Here is a 20,024-nt window from a genome sequence, read left to right as displayed (position 1 = left end):
TGAAAACTAAAGGATTTTATCCCTTTAGTTTTTTGTTGAGCAACAATTTGTGTCTGTGCAACAAGCATCTTTTTGTGTAGCACTAAAGTTTGTTATTTTTTGTTTTTTTTCCATATCACAACTATTATCTTCACAAGTTGATTGTTTTGGTTTATCTTTTATTGTTTTTAAAATTCTCATAGAGTTAAATATAGCAAGTAAAGCTACTCCAACATCAGCAAAAATTGCTTCTTTCATACTAATCATAGCACCAGCACCTAAAGCAAGAAATGCAACTTTTATAGCCATTATAAAAATAATATTTTGATATACAATAACTTTTGTTTTTTTAGCAATTTTAATAGCATCACTAATTGATTTAATATTATCATTTAAAATAACAACATCAGCAGATTTAACTGCTAAATCACTTCCAACTCCACCCATGGCAAATCCTACATCTGAATTTGCTAATGTTGGTGCGTCGTTTATTCCATCTCCCACAAAAGCTGTAACTTTATTTGTTTGTTTTTTTATGGCTTGGAAGTTTGTTAATTTTTCTTGAGGTAAAAGTTCATATTTTACTTCATCAATTCCTAATTGATTTGCAACATTTAAAGCAACCTCTTTTTTATCACCTGTTAACATATATGTTTTATGAATATTTAAACTTTTTAGCTCACGAATTACTTCTTTTGCTTCAACTTTTATAATATCACTTACTACAATATACCCAGCAAATTTAGAATCTATTGCAATAAATACAACATTTAAATCTTCTTTTATTTCATCATAAGTAACTTTAAAATTATCTAGAAGTTTTTTATTTCCTACTAAAATCTCTTTATTATCAATTATTGCTTTTACTCCAAGACCACTTAACTCTTCATGTTCAGTTATTAGTTTAGAATCTACTGTTTTATCAAAAGCTTTTACAATTGATTTTGCTATTGGATGGGTTGAAAAACTCTCTGCATAAGCAGCAAATTTTAAAAGTTCTTCTTTTGAAATATATTTGCTATTTATATTTGTAACTTCAAATACTCCATGTGTTAATGTACCAGTTTTATCAAAAATTATATTTTGAATCTCTGTTAATTTTTCTATATAATTAGCACCTTTTACAAGTACTCCTCTTTTTGATACTGCACCAATTGCACTAAAAAATGATAATGGAATAGATACAACTAAGGCACAAGGACAAGAAATAACTAAGAAAATCAATGCTCTTTCTATCCAATCTGCAAATTGTGCATCTTCAATTAATAGTGGAGGAAGTATTGCTAAAAGTGCAGCTAATACAACAACTATTGGAGTATAAATAGTTGCAAATTTTGTTATAAATTTTTCTGCTTTTGCTTTTTTTGATGAAGCATTTTCTATAAGTTCTATGATTTTAGCAACAGTTGAATCTTTGTATAGTGAAGTTACTTTTATATAGCAAGCTTTTGAAGTATTTATAAATCCACTTAAAACTTCTTGTTCTTCTTTGATATTTTTAGGTTTAAACTCTCCTGTTATTGCACTTGTATCAAAAGAGTTATTCTTTGATAATAATACTCCATCAACTGGAACTTTTTCTCCTACTTTAACTAAAATAGTATCACCAATTTTAACCTCTTCAGGTGCTTTTTGAACAATCTCTTCACCATCTTTTACATTTGCAAATTCAGGTTTTATATCAAGTAATGAATTAATACTATCCCTTGAGTTATTAACAGCAACTGCTTGGAACATTTCACCCACTTGATAAAATATCATAACAGCAATCCCCTCAACATACTCACCCAAGGCAAAAGCACCAATTGTTGCTATTCCCATCAAAAAGTGTTCATCAAAAAGTTTTCCATTTGTTAAGTTTTTAACAGCTTTGTATAAAACATCCCAACCAACTAAAAAGTATGCTAATAAGTATACTGCAAGTTGAAGCGTTTCATTTTGTATATAATTGTATGAAATGTATGTTAAAACAAGTGAAACAATAGTTATACCTAAAAGTTTTTTATCAAGTAGTTGCCAAAAACTTCTTTGTTGTTGTTTAATATTATCTTTTTCAATAACTACTTCTCTTTCAATCTTTTGAATCTCTTTTTCTATTTTATCAAGTAAATTTTCTTCTACTGTTTGTTCAAAACTTAATGTTGAAGTTGAAAAATTCAGTTTAACATTATTTAGTTCATCTAATTCATTTAATCGTTTTTCAATTTTTCCTGCGCAGTTTGCACAATCAAGATTTTGTAATTTAACTTTTTGCATAATTATCCTTTTATTATATGCTCTAATCCCATATCGTATATTTTTTTAATATGTTCATCATCTAGTGAATAAAACATTTGCTTTCCAACTCTTCTTGGTTTTACAATTTTTGAATTTTTCAATACTCTTAATTGGTGTGAAACAGCAGATTGGCTTACATTTATAAGTTCACTAATTGCTCCAACACATAACTCTTCTTCTTTTAAAACAGCAATAATTTTTATTCTAGTAGTATCAGCAAAGGCTTTAAACAGCTCTGCCACATCATATAAAGTTTCATCACATATTAAAACTTTTTTTACTTTTTCTACTTCTTTTGAGTGATCACAACATTCTGTTGACATTTTATTCCTTTGTTATATGTACATATGAATATGTAATCATATGATATCGATTCTTAAAAATAGATTAGATTTTTAAAATATAATTAAGTAAAATCAAATATAATTATTTAATTTATAAGTATATGAAATAATTAAATTATATTAGTAAAGTGGTCTATTTTATGAAAAATAATAAAAATAATAAATTATCAATTCTTTTTGTTTGCAATGATGATGAGTGTATTTCTCAATTATTAGAGCTTTTAAAACAAGAGTATGATATAGATGATATTGTTGTTTGTAAATCAAAAGAAGAGGCTTATGCTTTATATTTGCAAGGTAACTTTGATATTGTCTTAACTAACTTTTTACTCTCTGATGAAGATGGAAAAAAGATGGTAAAAAAAATAAGAAAAATAAATGAAGACCAAATTTTTATATTAATCTCAAAATTTAATAAGAAAAAAGATTTAATAAAAGCTATAAAACTTCGAATTAGATACTATATTCAATATCCAATAAAGAAAAAAGAGTTAAAAGAGGTTTTTGACTCTTGTATTAAAAGACTCTCTCATAGATATGAAATAAAATATGTTAATTCTGTTTTAGAGCATTATAAATTAGCTGTTGATAACTCTACTATTCTTTCAAAAGCTGATAAAAAAGGAAGAATTACATATGCAAACGAAGAGTTTTGCAGAATCTCAAAATATAACTTAAATGAACTACTTGGAAAACAGCATAATATCTTAAGGCATGAAGATATGCCAAAAGAGACTTTTAGACAAATGTGGGAAACAATTAAGCAAGAAAAAAAGACATGGAAAGGTATTGTAAAAAATAGGGCAAAAGATGGAAGTTTTTATATAGTAGATGCTACTATTATTCCTGTTTTAAATCAAGACAATGAAGTTGTGGAGTATTTAGGAATTAGACATGATATTACAGAAATCGAAAGTTATAAAAACTTATTAAAAGATAAGCTAGATACTACTTCAAAAGGTTTAAGTGAAAAGGTACATTTAATAAAAGAGTTTGAAAAAGCAATTGATGTTAGTACTTCTTTTACAAGAACTGATACAAAAGGCGTGATAACTTATGTAAATGACAAGTTTTGTGAAGTGTCAGGTTTTAGTGAAGATGAGTTATTAGGAAGTACTTTTAAGTGTGTAAGAGATGATGAAGTTTCTACAAGAGTTTATAAAAATATGTGGGAACAATTAAAATCAAAAAATATTTGGAGAGGCATACTTAAAAATAGAACTAAAGATAAAAAAGCTTACTATATGGATACTACTATTATTCCAATAGTAAATATAAATGATGAGATTATTGAGTATATAAGTATAAAACACAATGTTAGTGAGATTATATATTTAAATAAAGAGATTATTGATACACAAAAAGAGGTTCTTTACACTATGGGAACTATTTGTGAGGGCAGATCAAATGAAACAGGAAATCATGTAAAAAGAGTTGCAGAATACTCATTTTTGATGGCCAAAAAATGTGGCTTACCAAGAAAAGATTGTGAACTTTTAAAGCTTGCTTCTCCTGTGCATGATATTGGAAAAATAGCTATTGAAGATGAAATCTTAAAAAAACCTGCAAAACTAACTGATGCAGAGTATGCAAAGATGAAAGAGCATGCTAGACTAGGTTATGAAATGCTAAAAAATTCAAATAGAGAAATACTTAAAGCAGCTGCAACAATTGCTTATGAACACCATGAAAGATGGGATGGTAAAGGTTATCCAAGAGGTTTAAAAAAAGATGAAACACATATTTATGGAAGAATAACAGCAATTTGTGATGTTTTTGATGCATTAGCTAGTAAAAGATGCTATAAAGAGGCTTGGCCATTAGAAAAGATACTTAAACTTTTTAAAGAAGAAAGAGCAAAACAGTTTGATCCAAATTTAGTAGATATTTTTCTTAATAATTTAGATGAATTTTTAACTATTCAAAAAAATTATGAAGATGAGTTTTAATATACTACTTTTATAGGAAGATAAAAAGTTAAATCAAAATTTTCATTTTCATTTAGAAAATGGTTTTTATGATAATGTACAAATGATGGCAAAGTTGTAGCCTCATATCCAGACTTTGGAAGCCAAAAGTGATAAACATATCTCAAAAAGACTAATACATCTCCATATACACCTTTTAAATGAAAAGATGCACATAAGGTTTGGGGTATTTGCATAGTTGAAATTTCAAAGCTTAACTCCTTTGGAACCTCAATTGCTGCAACATAACTGCACTCATTTAAAGGTGTTATTGTAGGATTATCATGTAAAAGTGCAAGTTGTGTATAGTTTGTAAGTTTATATTCATATGCTAATGCTTTTAACTTTTGCCATATTTTACTAATTGATTTATCATAACCTTTATGTCTTATGTATACACAATATCTTTTTGGAACTAATTCAATTTGCATATTAATATCTTTAAAAGTTTTATTCTCTTTAATTAAAAATTTTGAGTATTCAATATGCCCTGATTTTCTCCATGAAGTAGGGGTATATGAAAATTTATGTTTAAAAGCTTTTATAAATGAAGAGTGTGAAGAGTATCCACATGTATTTGCAATTTCACTAATAGTTGAATGGGTATTTGTAATAAGTAAATTTGCCGCTTTTTGTAATCTTGTTGATGTTATAAAATCAAATAGATTTTGATTTGTTTCTTCTTTGAAGATTCTATGAAAATGGTATTTTGAAACACTATTTAGTTTTGCTAAATCATCTAATGTTATATTTGAATCAATATTTTTATAAATATAAAATAGTGTTTTATTTACTATATTTGCTCTTTGTATTTTTGTATCTTTTTTCATAAAGTTATTATATCAAAAAAAGCAATATAGAACAAAAAAATTGCAATTTAAGATAAAGAAATAGAATCAAAAATTATATATAATTTCATCGTAATAAAAATTGAGGGAAAAAAATGAAAAGGTCTTATATTAGAAAAATTTTAGATGCAATAGATAAAGATACAATCTCATTTGCAGGGGGATTACCAAATGAGGATTTGTTCCCTTTAAAACAAATTAGTAAAGCCTCTAAAAAAGTTCTTAAAGACAAAAGTTCTTTGCAGTATAGTAAGTCTCAAGGAATAGATAGCCTAAGAGAAAAGATAGCCAACTTTTATACTAAGGTTTATAATCTAAAGACGACAAAAGATGAGATTTTAATAACAACTGGAAGCCAACAAGCTTTTGATATTATATTAAAAAGTTTAAATGTAAATAATTTAATTGTGGAGAGTCCTTCATATATTGGAGCATTATCTGCATTTAGAATATTGAATAAAAATATAAAAGATTTTAAAACATTTGAACAATTGAATAATATATTAAAAAAAGATGAGGTTTTATATAGTATAAGTGATTATCAAAATCCATCAACTTATACATATACTAAAAAGCAAAGAAAAGAAGTAGCAAATATATTAAAAGAAAAAGATGCCTATTTGATAGAAGATGCAGCATACAGCTTGCTTAACTTTGAGGGTAAAATAAAAAAGCCAATATGTTCATTTTACAAAGATAAGTCTTATCACTTAGGTACTTTTTCAAAAATTGTTGCACCAGGACTTAGAGTTGGATGGATTAGAGCAAATAAAGAATTAATTGAAAAGATAATTGTGGTAAAAGAGTCTTTAGATTTACATACATCAACTTTTAATCAAATGATTTTAGATAAATATTTAGAAGATAATAATGTTTTTGAGCATATTGAAAAAAATGCAAAGAATTATAAAAAAAGAATGAATTATATGGCTGATTGCATGGAGAAATATCTTCCAAATTTTGAGTTTAAAAGACCTAAAGGTGGAATGTTTATTTATGGAAAATTCAATAATATAAATGATAGTATGGACTTAGCAACAAAAGCCTTGGAAAAAAAAGTTGCATTTGTTCCAGCACAAGTTTTTTATTTTGATGAACAAAAAAGTAATGAAGCAAGATTTAATTTTACAAATTGTAACTTCAAAGAGACTAAAAAGGGAATAAAAATCTTAGCTGAGCTTACAAAATAAGCTTAGCCCCTTTTTAGTATTAAATCTGCTAAATTTTTTGAAACTTTGTTTGCTACAACTTCACATTTAACTTTAAATAAAAAGAATATTCTATTATCATTGTAACTTTCTAAACACTCAAAATTACCCATTCCTTTTGCTAAAATTAATGGTGCATTTTCAAATATTTGTAAAAACTCTTTTGATGCTTGTGATTTTTCCATTCCTGGAGTGTCAACACCTGTACTTATTACTTTACAATGCTTATGAATGCCTATTTGAATAGCTTCTTTTGTAGTAATATCATTTATAATAGGTTTACCTCTTGTTGCATATGTAATTTGTAAATTTGGATATAGTAAGTTTAATACTTTTATTAACTCTTTATCAAATACATTCTCACCTGCATTATCTGATAAAATAAGAAGTTCATTGTGCTTTTCTAACTCTTCTTTAAATATCTTATAATCATTAATTGAAAAAGGTGTATGAAAAACTGTTTTTATCTCATCTTCTAAGCTAAACTCTTTTGTTACAGCAAAATCAATTACATTTCCTGCAACTGCTGCTTTTATTGCTGTAAAAAGTTTATCTTCACTATTTTGTATTTGCTTTTTTATAATTGGAAGATAAGATATTGCATTTTTTATTGAATTTTGTTTTAACAAATACAAAGGATCTTTTAAATTACTTTTTATTGAAAGTAGTTCATATACTTCTTTTGCAACAAAAGGTGGAGTTCTTGAAAAATCAAATTTTTTCGCTTTTTTATTTACTTCATCCATAAGTTCTTTGCTTGATTTATCATCAAAATCTAACAATTTTGTAGCTTTTTGTATTTGATTTATAATGCATTCAACACATGTATTTGTTATATTCATAATTTTTTTTACCTCTGTAAAGTTGTATGTTAGGGTGTTTTACTATTTTTTTAGTTATTATTAGCTTAATTTTTACTTTAGTTTATATACTATTTACGAAAACTTTAGTATAATTTCGCCTTTATTTTAAAACTTAAGGATTTGGTTATGAACCTCTTCAAACTCAAAGAGCATAACACAAATGTCAAAACAGAGTTTACTGCTGGATTTACTACTTTTTTGACAATGATGTATATAGTTCCTGTAAATGGTTTTATTCTTGCTGATGCAGGTTTACCTATGGATGCAGTTGTTACTGCTACTGCTCTTATTACTATTTTAGCTACAATTTTTTCTGGTCTTTGGGCTAACACTCCAATTGCAATGAGTGTTGGTATGGGATTAAATGCGTATTTTTCTTATGGACTTGTTTTAGGAATGAATATTCCTTGGCAAACTGCACTAGGTATCGTATTTTTATCAGGTGTACTTTTTGTACTTTTGTCTTTTACAAACTTTAGAGTTTGGATTATGACCTCAATTCCTATGAATTTAAGACGAGCAATATCTGCTGGTATTGGTACTTTTATTGCTTTTATAGGTTTAAAACAAATGGGAATGATTGTGCCTGATAAGGTTACTTATGTAAAACTTGGTGATTTTTCAGAACCAAATGTTTTAATTGGTGCTCTTGGTTTGATTCTTGCTTTTATTTTCTACGCATACAGATTAAAAGGTGCTTTTATCTTTTCTATTGGTATTACTTCAATTGTTGCATGGTTTTTAGAAGTTAATCCAATGCCTACAAGCTTTTTATCTGCTCCTGCATCTATTTCTCCAATATTTATGCAACTTGATGTTGTAAGTGCTTTATCTTTATCTTTATTACCTGTTATTATTACTTTTTTAATTACTGATATGTTTGATACACTTGGAACATTAACAGGAATTGGAGCTAGGGCAAATATGTTTCAAAGTGGAAATAAAGATGATAAGTCTTTACAAAAAACTTTAGAAGCAGATGCTATATCAACAGCTGCTGGAAGTATGATAGGTGTTTCTACTACAACTGCTTTTGTTGAAAGTTCAACTGGAGTAGAAGAGGGTGGAAGAACAGGTCTTACAGCAATATTTACAGCAATGTTTTTTATAACAACACTATTTATGTTACCACTTTTTAAATCAATTCCATCAAATGCAATTTATCCTGTATTAGTTGTTGTTGGAGTGTTAATGTTTACAGAACTTGGTAAAATAAACTTTGAACAAGTTGATTTAGCTACAAGTGCTGGGGCATTTTTTATTGTTACTTTAATGCCTTTAACTTTTTCTATTACAAATGGTATCGCAGCAGGTTTTTTAGCATATACGATTATTAAACTTACAAAAAGAGAGTTTAGTGATTTAAATATTGGAATCTTAACAATTACATTAATAAGTCTATTAGTATTTATATTACAAGGTTAAATTTTGGAAAAATTTTATTACAGTTACGAAGAATTTAAAAAAGATACTCAGAAACTAGTAAATAGTTGTAGGGAGTATGAGCCTGATATTTTATTAGCAGTTGCAAGAGGTGGTTTAACATTATCTCATCTTATGGCACAAGCTATGGATATGAGAAATTTATATGCATTAAACTCAATTCATTATGAGGGTGAATTGAAACTAGATACATTTAATATTTTTAATATTCCAGATGTATCACATGCAAGAAGAGTTTTAGTTGTTGATGATATTGTTGATTCTGGGGAAACAATGGAAGAGATTCTAAGAGTTTTAAAAGAGAAGTTTCCTAATGTAGAATTTAAACTAGCAACAATTTTTTATAAAAAATCTGCTGTATTACAACCTGATTATACAGTAAGAGAAGCAAAAGAGTGGATTGACTTTTTTTGGGAAGTTGATGTAGTATAACTCCATATTTTAGGGTATTTTACCCTAAAATATAAACTATTTCTTAGTCTATAATTTATAACTTTTATATATAAATAATTATCTTTTACTTTATTTTTAATTTTTTCTTAGTATAATACTTTTAAATTAAAACAGGGAATAAGAATGACATTTATAGAATTCAAAAAACTATTACTTGATGCAGAACTTACAATTCCAAAGTTTACAGCACTTATTAAAGTAAGTGAAAAAAACATTCAAGCTTACAAAAAGAAAAAAGAAGTACCAAATGCAATTGCAACTGTTGCTGCATGTTTTGCAAAGATGAATCAAGAAGGAATTGATTTTAGAAATTTAATCAATGATTTAGATTTAAAGAAAAAAGAGAAAAAAGGCGCAGGTTTTTCTAAGAAAAAAGAAGAAAAATAAAAAAGTTAATTAAGACTTTTTATTAAACAGTTATTAACAATTTTTTGCTAAACTTCCCAAAAAAAATAGGGACTAAAATATGAAAATTGATGATAATGTAAAGCTATTCTTAGCTATTGCTTCTTTTATGATGGCCTTGGCTGTTGCAATAGGTGCTTTTGGAGCACATGGATTAAAAGCAATAGTTGAACCTTCTATGCTTGCTACTTATAATACAGGAGTTGAGTATCATTTTTATAATACTCTTGGATTATTTGCTATTTCTTTTATAATATATCTTAAACCAAATTGTAAAAAACTTATTCTTTCTGCATGGCTAGTGTTAATTGGAACTTTAATTTTTAGTTTTTCATTATATTTTCTAGTTGTGTTAAATATGCCATTTTTAGGTGCTATTACACCAATTGGTGGAACATTATTAATTATAGCTTGGTTGATGGTATCTTATAGTATTTATAAAAATTAGGAGATTTTACTTGATCGAAAAGATTGAACAAATAAGAGATGCAAGATGGTTTTCAAACCTAACAACTCTTATTATTATAGCTTATGCTTCTGTTTTAGGCTTTAAAACAATTGGTGATGTAGAAACAAATTACTCTTTGTTTTTACAATTTGCTGATGCTTTTGTAACTATTTATTTTATTTTTGAAATAGCTATTAAAATGGTTGCAGAAAAGAAATTTGTTAATTTTTTTAAAAGTGGATGGAATCTTTTTGATTTCACAATTGTAGTTATTACTTTATTACCTTTAGAATCAAGTGGATACGCAGCAGTTGCAAGACTTTTAAGAATATTTAGAGTTCTTCGATTATTTACTGCACGACCAGAATTAAAAGCAATAATAGATATGTTAATAAAAGCAATACCTGCAATAATTGATATTGTTATATTAATGTTTATTATTTTTTATATTTATGCAATTGTTGGAAACTTTTTCTTTGAAAAACTTCCATCAGGTTTATGGTCAGACTTTTTAGTTTCTATGTTGACTCTATTTAGAGTACTTACATTTGAAGATTGGACGGATGTAATGTATGAAGCGATGGAAGTTTATCCTTGGGCTTGGGCATATTTTGTATCTTTTGTAATTATTGCAGCATTTGTATTTTTTAATTTATTTGTGGCTGTTATTATTGGAGAAATGCAAAAATTAAATGAAGCTGATATGAAACAAGAAATACATGAAGATAGTAAAAAATTAGATATTTTACTAAATGAAGTAAAACACTTAAGACAAGAGTTAAAACAAATAAAAAAAAGTAAGGATTAACTCCTTACTTTGTATTAAAAGCTCTATCCCCTGCATCACCTAAGCCAGGTCTGATATAGTTGTTTTCATCTAATCTTTCATCAATTTGAGCAATATAAATATCCACATCAGGATGTGCTTCTTGAACTTTTTGTATTCCATATGGTGAACCTAAAATATTTAAACTAATGATTTTTTTTGCGCCTATATCTTTTAAATAGTCAATTCCATCAATTAAAGAACCACCTGTTGCAACCATTGGATCAAGTAATAAAACAGTTTTATCTTCTAAATTATCTGGAATATTTTCATAAAATAGTTTACTTAATGAAGTCTGCTCATCTCTTTTCATAGCTAAAAATCCACTTCTTGCATATGGCAATGTTTGTAAAATTCCTGTAAGCATTGGCTCTCCAGCTCTTAAAATTGGAACTAAAACTATTTTTTGAACCTCTAACATCTCTACATCAAGAGGTCCTTGCCATGTATTAATATTTGTTGTTATTGTTGGAAAATCTGCTAAAGCCTCAGCAACTATCATTCTTGAAATTTCTTCAATTGTAAGTCTAAATTCATTTGAAGCTGTTCTTACATCTCTTAGTCTATTTATAAGATGTTTTACAACAGCGTTTGTACTCTCTTTATACATTAATATGTCCTAAAATTTTATTTAAAAGCTTAATTGTATCTAAAAAAAACTTATATAATTTACTAATTATTAATTGAAATTTTGCTACTATTTTCAAATTTTACATGCAAGAGGCTATATGAACAAACCTACAGATTATAAGTTTAGAGTTAAAGATTCAATTTTAGGTGTGCAATTTTTATTTGTTGCATTTGGTGCATTGGTTTTAGTTCCTATTTTAACAGGACTTAATCCAAATGTTGCATTTTTTACTGCTGGTGTTGGAACTTTAGTTTTCCAATTTATTACAAAAGGAAATATCCCTCCAATCTTTCTTGCATCTTCATTTGCTTTTATTGCTCCTATTTCTCATGGGGTTAAAACATGGGGAATTGCTGCAACTATGTCTGGGCTTTTTGCTGCTGGACTTTTATATGTGCTATTAAGTTTTTTGGTTAGATTAAAAGGTGATAATTTTTTACATAAACTTTTACCTCCTATTGTTGTTGGACCTGTTATTATGGCAATTGGTTTGATTTTATCTCCTGCTGCTGTGCATATGGCAATGGGAAGAACAGGTGATGGGGCTGTTCAAGTTATACCTGTTGAACAAGCAATGATAATATCTATGATAGCATTACTTGTGACAGTTTTTATTTCATTGCTTGGAAAAGGTATTTTTAAATTAATACCTATTTTAGGTGGAATTATTATAGGTTATGCAGTTTCTTTATATTATGGAATTGTTGATTTTACTCCTGTTAAGCAAGCAGCATGGTTTGTTATTCCAGAGTTTACTGCACCTGAGTTTAATTGGCAAGCAATTTTATTTATTTTACCAATTGCTATTGCTCCTGCAATTGAGCATATTGGAGATATGTTGGCAATTTCAAAAGTAACAAAAGAGGATTATTTAAAAAAACCAGGTCTTAAAAATACTCTTTTAGGAGATGGTTTAGCAACTTCTGTTGCATCACTTTTTGGAGGACCACCAAATACAACTTATTCAGAAGTTACTGGTGCTGTAACTGTTACAAAAGCATACAATCCTGCTATTATGACTTGGACTGCCATTGCTGCAATTATTTTAGCTTTTGTTGGAAAACTTGGTGGATTACTTGCAACGATTCCACTTCCTGTTATGGGAGGTATTATGCTTTTATTATTTGGTATTATAGCATCAATTGGTATTTCTACACTAATTAAAGCAAATACAGATTTATCTTGCCCTAGAAATATGGCAATTGTTGCTATGATTTTAGTCTTTTCAATTGGTGGAATGACATTTAATTTTGGTGGAGTTGCTTTTTCTGGAATAGGTCTTGGTGCAATTGTAGGAATTTTCTTAAATCTAATTTTACCACAACCAAGAGAAAGTTAATTTTGAAAACTATATCTATTTTAGGTTGTGGTTGGTTAGGTTTAGAAGTTGCAAGAACTTTTTTAAAAGAGAGTTTTAAAGTCAATGTTTCAACTACAAGTAGTTCTAAAATAGATATTTTAAAAAAAGAGGGTTTTTCCTCTTTTTTAATTGATACAAACTATTCAAACACTAACTTTCAAAGCTTTTTTAAATGTGATATTTTACTTATTTCAATTCCTTCTAGTGCAGATAATTTTCTAAATTTTTTAGAAACAATTTATTCTAAAATAGATTTAGTAAATACACATGTTATTCTTATTAGTTCAAGTTCTATTTACCCAAATGAAAATAGAAGTTTTGATGAATCATATAAACTTGATGAAAAGAATTGTGGTAAAAAAAATATTTATTTAATAGAACAATCTTGTAAAGATAAGTTCTCTAAACTTACTATTTTAAGATGCGCAGGGCTTATGGGATATGATAGATTTGCGGCAAAATATTTTGAAAATAGAATAGTAAAAGATGCAAATAAAAAAGTAAATTTTGTACATAGAGATGATGTAGTAAAGGCAATAAGAGAAGTTGTTAAATTAAAAAGCTATGACACTTTTAATTTATGTTCAAAAGAGCATCCAAATAAAAAAGAGTTATACTCATTTCAAGCAAAAAATAAACAAATAGAGATTTTAAACTTTGAGTATGCTGAAAATTATAATAATCGTATAATTTTAGGTAACAAAATAACAAATAAGCTAAACTTTAAATACAAGTTTGATAATCCATTTACTTACTTTTTAGTATAATTACCCAATTTACCATTGGGAATTACTATGAAAAATATAACTATTAAAGCTAAACTAATACTTCTTTTTATTTTCATTAAAGTAATACCTCTTTTATTACTTGCTTACATTTCATATGAAGGTGTAATAAAATTAGATGAATATTTAAAAAATAGTACAAAATATCTTTATAACCAAAGTAAAGAAATTATACTAAATACTGCAAATGCTTCAATAGATGATAGTGTTAAAAATCTTGATAAAAAATCCCAATTAGCAATAGAGCGATTATCCTTTGAAATAGCAAAAAATGTGGCTGACTTTTTATATGAAAGAGATAAGGATATACTTTTTTTATCAAATATACCTTTAAATAAAGATATTTTAAAAGAGTTTTATAAAAGTAAACAAAGAGAGATAATAGTACATGAAAATTACTATTATAATGAGAAAAAACAAAGATGGGAAACAAAAAAAGAAAAAGAGAGAATAAAACCCCAAGAAAGAAAAGCCCAATTAAAAGATAATGAAAAAGAGTTTAATTATACAGACCCAAAAGAATTAAAAAGAGTAAAAATACCAATTTATAAAGAGGTTAGCTACTTTGATATAAATGGAAAAGAGATATATAAAGTATCACAAATAGAGAAAAAGTTGTTGGATATATCACAAAAGAAGAATACATATGTAAACTCAGAAGATTATTTTAAAAAAATAAAAGATTTAAAAAAAGGGCAAATATATGTAAGTAATGTAATAGGTCAGAGTGTAAAAACAAATATAATAGGAACCTTTACAAAAAATAAAGCTAAAAAAGCGAATATAGCATTTGAACCACAAAATCATGGATATGCAGGAAAAGAGAATCCCAATGGAAAAAGATTTGAGGGAATAATAAGATTTGTAACACCAGTGTATAAAGAAGATAAAAAAGTAGGATATGTAAGCTTGGCATTAGACCATGAACATATTATGCAGTTTACAGATACAGTAAATCCAGTTGATAAAAATCCAATACAAGATATAGCAGATGCAAGTGTAGGGAATTATGCATTTATGTGGGATTATAAAGGAAGGAATATATCTCATCCAAGGGATTACTCAATAGTAGGGTATGATCCAAAGACAGGAGAACAAGCAATGCCATGGCTAAGTGAAGATGTGGCAAAGAAATATTATGCATCAAAAAAAGATATAAATGAGTTTTTAAAAGATTATCCAAAGTTTGAAGAACAAAGCTTGAAAAAAAAGCCAAATATGAGGCAGTTAATAGAAGATGGTAATGTAGGATTAGATTGTAGATATTTAAACTTTGCTCCACAATGTCAAGGTTGGATGCAGTTAACACAAAATGGAGGGTATGGATCATTTATAATATATTGGAGTAATATATGGAAACTATCAACAGCAGCAACAATACCATACTATACAGGTAAGTATGCAAATAGTAAAAGAGGATTTGGTTTTGTAACTATTGGTGCAAATGTTGATGAGTTTCATGCAGCTGCAAATAAAACAAGAAATGATGTTAGAAAAATACTACATGAACAAACTGTTAATATGAAAGAGATTGTAGATGGAAATAATTTTGAAATAAAATCTTTTATTAAATCACTTATAAATGAACTTACAGTTATTACTTTTATAATGGTAGTATTAGTAATAGCAATAGCAATTTGGATGTCAAACTATATTCTTTCAAAAATTGATAAACTATTAGTTGGAACTAAAAGATTTGCGAATAATGAGTTAGATTATAGGATTAAAGAGACATCAAATGATGAAATTGGAAAACTAGAAAAGTCATTTAATAAGATGGCTTCAAAAATCAAAAATTTAATTGTTGAGCAAAATGAATTAAATGAACATCTTGAAGAAAAAGTAAAAGAGAAAACAAAAGAACTAACTATTATAAATGCTGAGCTTGAAAATAGAGTAAAACAAGAAGTTTCAAACAATAGACAAAAAGATATGCATTTAGTACAACAAAGTAAAATGGCAAATATTGGTGAGATGGTATCTATGATTATTCATCAATGGAAACAACCTTTAAATGCTATTAGTATGATAAATTCGGGGATTGAATTAAGATTGAAACTAAAACAAAATGATGATGATGCTTTAAGTAAAGATAATCAATCAATTAAAAAGCAAATAAATCTTATGTCAAATACAATGAGTGATTTTAGAGATTTCTTTAAACAAAAAGATAAAACAATTTATAAACTTGATGAAGTAATACATAAAACAATAAATCTAATAAATGACATATATAGATCTCTTGGAGTTAGTATTAATTACAATACTATAAATAAAGATTTAAAAACAGTTGGATATGAAAATGAGCTTATTCAAGTATTATTAAATGTATTAAATAATGCAAGAGATATAATAAAAGAGAAAAATTGTGAAATAAAAAGAATAGATATTGATGTTATATCAATGGGTGATGATATAATAATAGAAGTAAAAGATTATGCAGGTGGAATTGATAAGGCAATTATTGAAAATATTTTTGAACCATATTTTACGACAAAATCTGATGATAAAGGTACAGGACTTGGACTTTATATGTGTAAGTCTATTTTAAATAAAGTTAATGCAGAAATAAATGTAGAAAACTTTTCACAAACTTTTGATAATAAAGAGTACTTTGGAGCGAATTTTAAAATAATTATGCAAAATTATAAAGGTTAGATTATAATTAAGAGATTTTTTTATTTAAATTGTTAAAATATTTAATAAACTTTAAAAAGGATAATAATGGCAAAAGCAAAAGAACATCATTTTGATATTTCGGCAAAACTTGATATGCAAGAGATGAAAAATGCAGTTATACAAGCTCAAAAAGAGGTTGATAATAGATATGATTTTAAAGGTTTAAAAAAAGAGATAGATTTAAATCAAACTACAAAAACTTTATCTATAGTAAGTGCAAGTGATAATAAAGTTGATGCAATTAAAGATATATTAATTTCAAAAATGAATAAAAGAGGTATTTCTATTAATTCTCTTGAAGAGTTAAAAACAGAAGATGCAAGTGGTGGAAATAGAAAAATTACATTTAAAATTATTGATACAATAGAAAAAGAAGAAGCAAAAACAATTCAAACTGAAATAAAAAAACTGAAATTAAAAGTAACAGCAGTTAATCAAGGTGAAGAGATAAGAGTAACTGGAAAAAATATCGATGATTTACAAACAATTATGAAACATTTAAAAAGCTTAGAGCTTAAAGCACCTTTAGTATTTGATAACTTTAGATAGTAGAAAAACTTTTTTTCTACTATTTTTATTAACTTTATAATTAAATTAACTTTTTAGTGGTATGATATCTGCTTATTTTCTAACAAGTAGAGACAATGGAACTTCTAATTATAAAAGCAGTAACTGCTGTAGTAATCGTAATAACACTTTCAATTATCGCTGAAAAAGTTAGTGCAAAATTATCTGGGATTTTATCAGGACTTCCATTAGGAACAATGATTGTTTTGATTTTTTTTGCAATTGAGCATGGAATAAACTATTCTGTTGAAGCATCTTTATACAATATTCATGGTTTACTTGCATTGTTGTCTTTTATAATAGGATATTATATTAGTACCTTTTATAAAAGAAAATTTGATATATTTGTAAGTATTATTGTATCTTTTGTTTTTTATTTAGTAGCTGCATTTATACTAGCTCATGTACCAATACATGTTGTTTTTACACCAATTGCAGTAATTACAATAATTACATTAGTAACAATCTATTTTGCAAAAATACCTGATAATGCAAAAAAAATAAATACAAAAATCACATTTAAAGATTTACTTTTAAGAACTATTTTAACAGTTGTTATATTTTTACTAGTAACATCAATACCAAAAATTGCTCCTGTAAATATTGCAGGTATTTTTTCAGCATTTCCAAGTATGATGTTTCCTTTACTTTTAATAGTTCATTTTAATCATAGTAGTAATCAAGCAAGAACAATACTTAAAAATACACCATCTGGCTTAAGTAGTATTGTTATATTTTGTGTAAGTGTACATTTTACATACCCAATACTTGGAATATTTCTAGGGACACTTATCTCTTTTATAACTTGTATTATTTATATAGTAATTCAGTTAAAGTTACTTGATTATTTTGGTATTAATGTAAATGCAAAACAAAAAAAGAGTGATTTTAAAATTTCTTAAAACATTTTTTTATATGTGAAGTAAACTCTAAAAAGAGTTTACTTTTATATTTATTTTTATGATAAATCATATAAAGCTCTCTATCAAATTTTAGATTTTTTGTTTTTATTTCAAAAAGTTGTTTTTTTTCTAACTCTTTTTTTACTGCTAGTTTTGAAATACAAGTAAGTGTATCTTTGTATTGAAGTAATATATCTTTTATCTCTTCAAAATTTGATATTTCCATTGTGATTTTAAATTCATCAAGATATTTTAATTTACTTAAAAACACTTCTCTTGTGCCAGAACCTTTTTCTCTTAAAATCCATTTTTTGCTATATAATTGGTCTATATAGTACTCTTTTTTTGAAAGAGTTTCATCACTTGTTACTATTATTAAAGAGTCACTTGCAATTCTTTCTTTTATAATATTTGAATCATCAAACTCTTTTTCAATAAAACCTAAATCAATAGTTGAATCTAAAACTTCTTCAATTATCTCTTTTGTATTTTGAGAATATTTTGTAATACTTACTTCATGATTTGAAATAAAATCATAAATATATGAAGATAAATTAATACTATTAAATGTTTTGCTTGAAGCAATTTTTAACTCACCTTTTAATAAATCATCACTAAAACTATCTTTTAAATTTTTAAGTTCTAAATAAGGCTTTATAGCTTTATTTTTAAAAAATCTTCCTCTTTCATTTAATACTAACTTCTTTCCTACTCTATCAAAAAGGTTTTCTCCAATTTTTTTTTCTAAGCTATTTAATGAAATTGAGATTGCTGATTGTGTTAAATTAATCTGTTTTGCAAGATTTGAAATATGAGAGTTTTCACAAAGTTTAAAAAAAATATCTAACTCTTTTAAAGTAAACATAATATACCTTATTAAAAATATTTATGATTATAACAAAAATAATTAATTTTACAAATTAAAAGATAAATTATATACTTTCACAAATATAAAGGAAAGTTATAATGAAAGAGAATATTAAGAATAAAAATTTTTATTTAGGGCTATGTTTTTTAGCACTTCTTACAGCTTTAGCAAAATATATTTCAAGTTTACAAATAGTTCAAAATTTGGGATTTTCTTTTTTGATTGTTGCAATATTGATTGGAATGATTTTTACAAATATCTTTAAAGTAAAAGTTAGTCCAAAATTTGAAAATTCATTTTCATTTGCTACAAAAACATTACTTCGTACAGCAATTATTTTTTATGGATTTAGATTAACATTTACAGAGATATATGATGTTGGATTTCAAGCAATTATTGTTGCCGTTATAGTAGTATTTTCAACTTTTGCATTGGGATATTTTATTGGAGTAAAGATATTAAAACTAGATAAAGAGATAACAATTTTGACAAGTGCAGGAAGTGCTATTTGTGGAGCAGCAGCAGTTTTAGCAACAGAAGCTGTTTTAAAAAATAAAGCTTATAAAAGTTCAATTGCAGTTTCAACTGTAGTTTTATTTGGAACAGTTGCAATGTTTTTATATCCATATTTATATAGTATTGATTTTATAAACTTTTTACCAAAAAGTATGGCTATGTATATTGGAGGAACATTACATGAAGTTGCTCATGTAGTTGGTGCAGCAAATAGTATTTCAAATGATATTATTGCAAAAGATGCAGTTGTTGTTAAGATGATAAGAGTTATGTTAATAGCTCCTTTTTTGATTATATTAATGCTTTTTTTAGCAAAAACATCAACATCAAAAGAGAAAACAAAAATTACAATTCCTTGGTTTGCAATATTTTTTATATTAGTTGCACTATTTAATTCATTTAATTTGATTGATAGTTCAATCATAAATATAATAAATGATATTGATACTTTTTGTTTAGCAATGGCTATGATGGCATTGGGAATAAATACAGATTTTAAGTCATTTTTTAAAGTGGGATTAAAACCAGTTATTTTAGCTTCTATACTGTTTATTTGGTTAAGTGTAGGTGGATATTTTATAGTAAATTTTGCTATAACACTTTAATACACATATTATAAACAAAAATTGTATAAAATATGTTTTTTAAAGGAAGT

19 protein-coding genes are annotated in these 20,024 nt (G+C 26.3%); 13 read left to right on the top strand and 6 right to left on the bottom strand.

Annotation, left to right across the window (positions count from 1 at the left end; translation table 11 throughout):
• Positions 1-24 precede the first annotated feature (24 nt).
• Together ACAN_RS09415 and ACAN_RS09410 are read right to left on the bottom strand one after the other, a co-directional pair.
• Entirely contained in the window at positions 25-2,235 is a 2,211-nt protein-coding gene (locus ACAN_RS09415) for a heavy metal translocating P-type ATPase (protein ID WP_099335411.1), read from the bottom strand.
• A 2-nt stretch (positions 2,236-2,237) separates the two neighbouring features.
• Positions 2,238-2,579: an ArsR/SmtB family transcription factor gene (locus ACAN_RS09410; protein ID WP_079580292.1), complete on the bottom strand. Its 342-nt coding sequence runs from the start codon at positions 2,577-2,579 to the stop codon at positions 2,238-2,240.
• A gap of 161 nt (positions 2,580-2,740) precedes the next feature.
• Here ACAN_RS09410 and ACAN_RS09405 point away from each other — a divergent pair, with 161 nt between their 5' ends.
• Positions 2,741-4,549: an HD domain-containing phosphohydrolase gene (locus tag ACAN_RS09405; protein ID WP_099335412.1), complete on the top strand. Its 1,809-nt coding sequence runs from the start codon at positions 2,741-2,743 to the stop codon at positions 4,547-4,549.
• On the opposite strand, the gene ACAN_RS09400 is transcribed toward ACAN_RS09405, so the two are convergent.
• Positions 4,546-5,397 carry an AraC family transcriptional regulator gene (locus ACAN_RS09400; RefSeq protein WP_079580290.1) on the bottom strand — a complete coding sequence of 284 codons (852 nt, stop codon included), beginning with the start codon at positions 5,395-5,397 and terminating at the stop codon, positions 4,546-4,548. The genes ACAN_RS09405 and ACAN_RS09400 overlap by 4 nt on opposite strands.
• A gap of 113 nt (positions 5,398-5,510) precedes the next feature.
• Between ACAN_RS09400 and ACAN_RS09395 the strand changes: the two genes are divergently transcribed.
• Positions 5,511-6,605 carry an aminotransferase-like domain-containing protein gene (locus ACAN_RS09395; RefSeq protein ID WP_099335413.1) on the top strand — a complete coding sequence of 365 codons (1,095 nt, stop codon included), beginning with the start codon at positions 5,511-5,513 and terminating at the stop codon, positions 6,603-6,605.
• Between the two features lie 2 nt (positions 6,606-6,607).
• On the opposite strand, the gene ACAN_RS09390 is transcribed toward ACAN_RS09395, so the two are convergent.
• Entirely contained in the window at positions 6,608-7,465 is an 858-nt protein-coding gene (locus ACAN_RS09390) for a damage-control phosphatase ARMT1 family protein (RefSeq protein WP_099335414.1), read from the bottom strand.
• A gap of 147 nt (positions 7,466-7,612) precedes the next feature.
• Between ACAN_RS09390 and ACAN_RS09385 the strand changes: the two genes are divergently transcribed.
• From ACAN_RS09385 to ACAN_RS09365, 5 genes are all read left to right on the top strand, one after another.
• On the top strand, positions 7,613-8,911 hold the full coding sequence (locus ACAN_RS09385; RefSeq protein ID WP_099335415.1) for an NCS2 family permease: 1,299 nt from the start codon (positions 7,613-7,615) through the stop codon (positions 8,909-8,911).
• A gap of 3 nt (positions 8,912-8,914) precedes the next feature.
• The gene (locus tag ACAN_RS09380; protein WP_099335416.1) at positions 8,915-9,361 is read left to right on the top strand and encodes a phosphoribosyltransferase; all 447 of its coding nucleotides are present in this window, start codon (positions 8,915-8,917) and stop codon (positions 9,359-9,361) included.
• A 144-nt stretch (positions 9,362-9,505) separates the two neighbouring features.
• Entirely contained in the window at positions 9,506-9,769 is a 264-nt protein-coding gene (locus ACAN_RS09375; RefSeq protein WP_079580285.1) for a hypothetical protein, read from the top strand.
• A 79-nt stretch (positions 9,770-9,848) separates the two neighbouring features.
• Complete coding sequence (locus tag ACAN_RS09370; protein WP_099335417.1) at positions 9,849-10,235, top strand: DUF423 domain-containing protein; 387 nt, start codon at positions 9,849-9,851, stop codon at positions 10,233-10,235.
• Between the two features lie 10 nt (positions 10,236-10,245).
• Entirely contained in the window at positions 10,246-11,043 is a 798-nt protein-coding gene (locus ACAN_RS09365; RefSeq protein ID WP_165773092.1) for an ion transporter, read from the top strand.
• A gap of 4 nt (positions 11,044-11,047) precedes the next feature.
• On the opposite strand, the gene upp is transcribed toward ACAN_RS09365, so the two are convergent.
• Positions 11,048-11,671, bottom strand: a complete 624-nt coding sequence (gene upp, locus ACAN_RS09360) for a uracil phosphoribosyltransferase (protein WP_079580282.1) — start codon at positions 11,669-11,671, stop codon at positions 11,048-11,050.
• 118 nt (positions 11,672-11,789) lie between these two features.
• Between upp and ACAN_RS09355 the strand changes: the two genes are divergently transcribed.
• From ACAN_RS09355 to ACAN_RS09335, 5 genes are all read left to right on the top strand, one after another.
• Positions 11,790-13,031 carry a uracil-xanthine permease family protein gene (locus ACAN_RS09355; protein ID WP_099335419.1) on the top strand — a complete coding sequence of 414 codons (1,242 nt, stop codon included), beginning with the start codon at positions 11,790-11,792 and terminating at the stop codon, positions 13,029-13,031.
• A 2-nt stretch (positions 13,032-13,033) separates the two neighbouring features.
• The gene (locus ACAN_RS09350) at positions 13,034-13,819 is read left to right on the top strand and encodes a Rossmann-fold NAD(P)-binding domain-containing protein (RefSeq protein WP_099335420.1); all 786 of its coding nucleotides are present in this window, start codon (positions 13,034-13,036) and stop codon (positions 13,817-13,819) included.
• A 27-nt stretch (positions 13,820-13,846) separates the two neighbouring features.
• Positions 13,847-16,495: a sensor histidine kinase gene (locus tag ACAN_RS09345; RefSeq protein ID WP_147525214.1), complete on the top strand. Its 2,649-nt coding sequence runs from the start codon at positions 13,847-13,849 to the stop codon at positions 16,493-16,495.
• A 66-nt stretch (positions 16,496-16,561) separates the two neighbouring features.
• Entirely contained in the window at positions 16,562-17,065 is a 504-nt protein-coding gene (locus tag ACAN_RS09340; RefSeq protein WP_099333558.1) for a YajQ family cyclic di-GMP-binding protein, read from the top strand.
• Positions 17,066-17,160: 95 nt separating this feature from the next.
• The gene (locus ACAN_RS09335) at positions 17,161-17,985 is read left to right on the top strand and encodes a hypothetical protein (protein ID WP_228150601.1); all 825 of its coding nucleotides are present in this window, start codon (positions 17,161-17,163) and stop codon (positions 17,983-17,985) included.
• Here the strand turns inward: ACAN_RS09335 and ACAN_RS09330 are convergent.
• On the bottom strand, positions 17,972-18,850 hold the full coding sequence (locus ACAN_RS09330) for a LysR substrate-binding domain-containing protein (protein WP_099333557.1): 879 nt from the start codon (positions 18,848-18,850) through the stop codon (positions 17,972-17,974). The genes ACAN_RS09335 and ACAN_RS09330 overlap by 14 nt on opposite strands.
• A 101-nt stretch (positions 18,851-18,951) precedes the next feature.
• Between ACAN_RS09330 and ACAN_RS09325 the strand changes: the two genes are divergently transcribed.
• Positions 18,952-19,974 carry a YeiH family protein gene (locus tag ACAN_RS09325; protein ID WP_099333556.1) on the top strand — a complete coding sequence of 341 codons (1,023 nt, stop codon included), beginning with the start codon at positions 18,952-18,954 and terminating at the stop codon, positions 19,972-19,974.
• The last annotated feature ends 50 nt before the right edge of the window (positions 19,975-20,024 follow it).

Source organism: Malaciobacter canalis (assembly GCF_008000835.1).
Classification (GTDB): domain Bacteria; phylum Campylobacterota; class Campylobacteria; order Campylobacterales; family Arcobacteraceae; genus Malaciobacter; species Malaciobacter canalis.
Note: the sequence above shows the minus strand (reverse complement) of the source record. Positions and strands in the feature narration are given on the sequence as shown.

Bases quoted from the DNA above. Each gene is read 5' to 3' on its own strand.
- ACAN_RS09415 (WP_099335411.1), bottom strand. From the start codon at position 2,235: ATGCAAAAAGTTAAATTACAAAATCTTGATTGTGCAAACTGCGCAGGA.
- ACAN_RS09410 (WP_079580292.1), bottom strand. From the start codon at position 2,579: ATGTCAACAGAATGTTGTGATCACTCAAAAGAAGTAGAAAAAGTAAAA.
- ACAN_RS09405 (WP_099335412.1), top strand. From the start codon at position 2,741: ATGAAAAATAATAAAAATAATAAATTATCAATTCTTTTTGTTTGCAAT.
- ACAN_RS09400 (WP_079580290.1), bottom strand. From the start codon at position 5,397: ATGAAAAAAGATACAAAAATACAAAGAGCAAATATAGTAAATAAAACA.
- ACAN_RS09395 (WP_099335413.1), top strand. From the start codon at position 5,511: ATGAAAAGGTCTTATATTAGAAAAATTTTAGATGCAATAGATAAAGAT.
- ACAN_RS09390 (WP_099335414.1), bottom strand. From the start codon at position 7,465: ATGAATATAACAAATACATGTGTTGAATGCATTATAAATCAAATACAA.
- ACAN_RS09385 (WP_099335415.1), top strand. From the start codon at position 7,613: ATGAACCTCTTCAAACTCAAAGAGCATAACACAAATGTCAAAACAGAG.
- ACAN_RS09375 (WP_079580285.1), top strand. From the start codon at position 9,506: ATGACATTTATAGAATTCAAAAAACTATTACTTGATGCAGAACTTACA.
- ACAN_RS09370 (WP_099335417.1), top strand. From the start codon at position 9,849: ATGAAAATTGATGATAATGTAAAGCTATTCTTAGCTATTGCTTCTTTT.
- upp (WP_079580282.1), bottom strand. From the start codon at position 11,671: ATGTATAAAGAGAGTACAAACGCTGTTGTAAAACATCTTATAAATAGA.
- ACAN_RS09355 (WP_099335419.1), top strand. From the start codon at position 11,790: ATGAACAAACCTACAGATTATAAGTTTAGAGTTAAAGATTCAATTTTA.
- ACAN_RS09345 (WP_147525214.1), top strand. From the start codon at position 13,847: ATGAAAAATATAACTATTAAAGCTAAACTAATACTTCTTTTTATTTTC.
- ACAN_RS09340 (WP_099333558.1), top strand. From the start codon at position 16,562: ATGGCAAAAGCAAAAGAACATCATTTTGATATTTCGGCAAAACTTGAT.
- ACAN_RS09335 (WP_228150601.1), top strand. From the start codon at position 17,161: ATGGAACTTCTAATTATAAAAGCAGTAACTGCTGTAGTAATCGTAATA.
- ACAN_RS09330 (WP_099333557.1), bottom strand. From the start codon at position 18,850: ATGTTTACTTTAAAAGAGTTAGATATTTTTTTTAAACTTTGTGAAAAC.
- ACAN_RS09325 (WP_099333556.1), top strand. From the start codon at position 18,952: ATGAAAGAGAATATTAAGAATAAAAATTTTTATTTAGGGCTATGTTTT.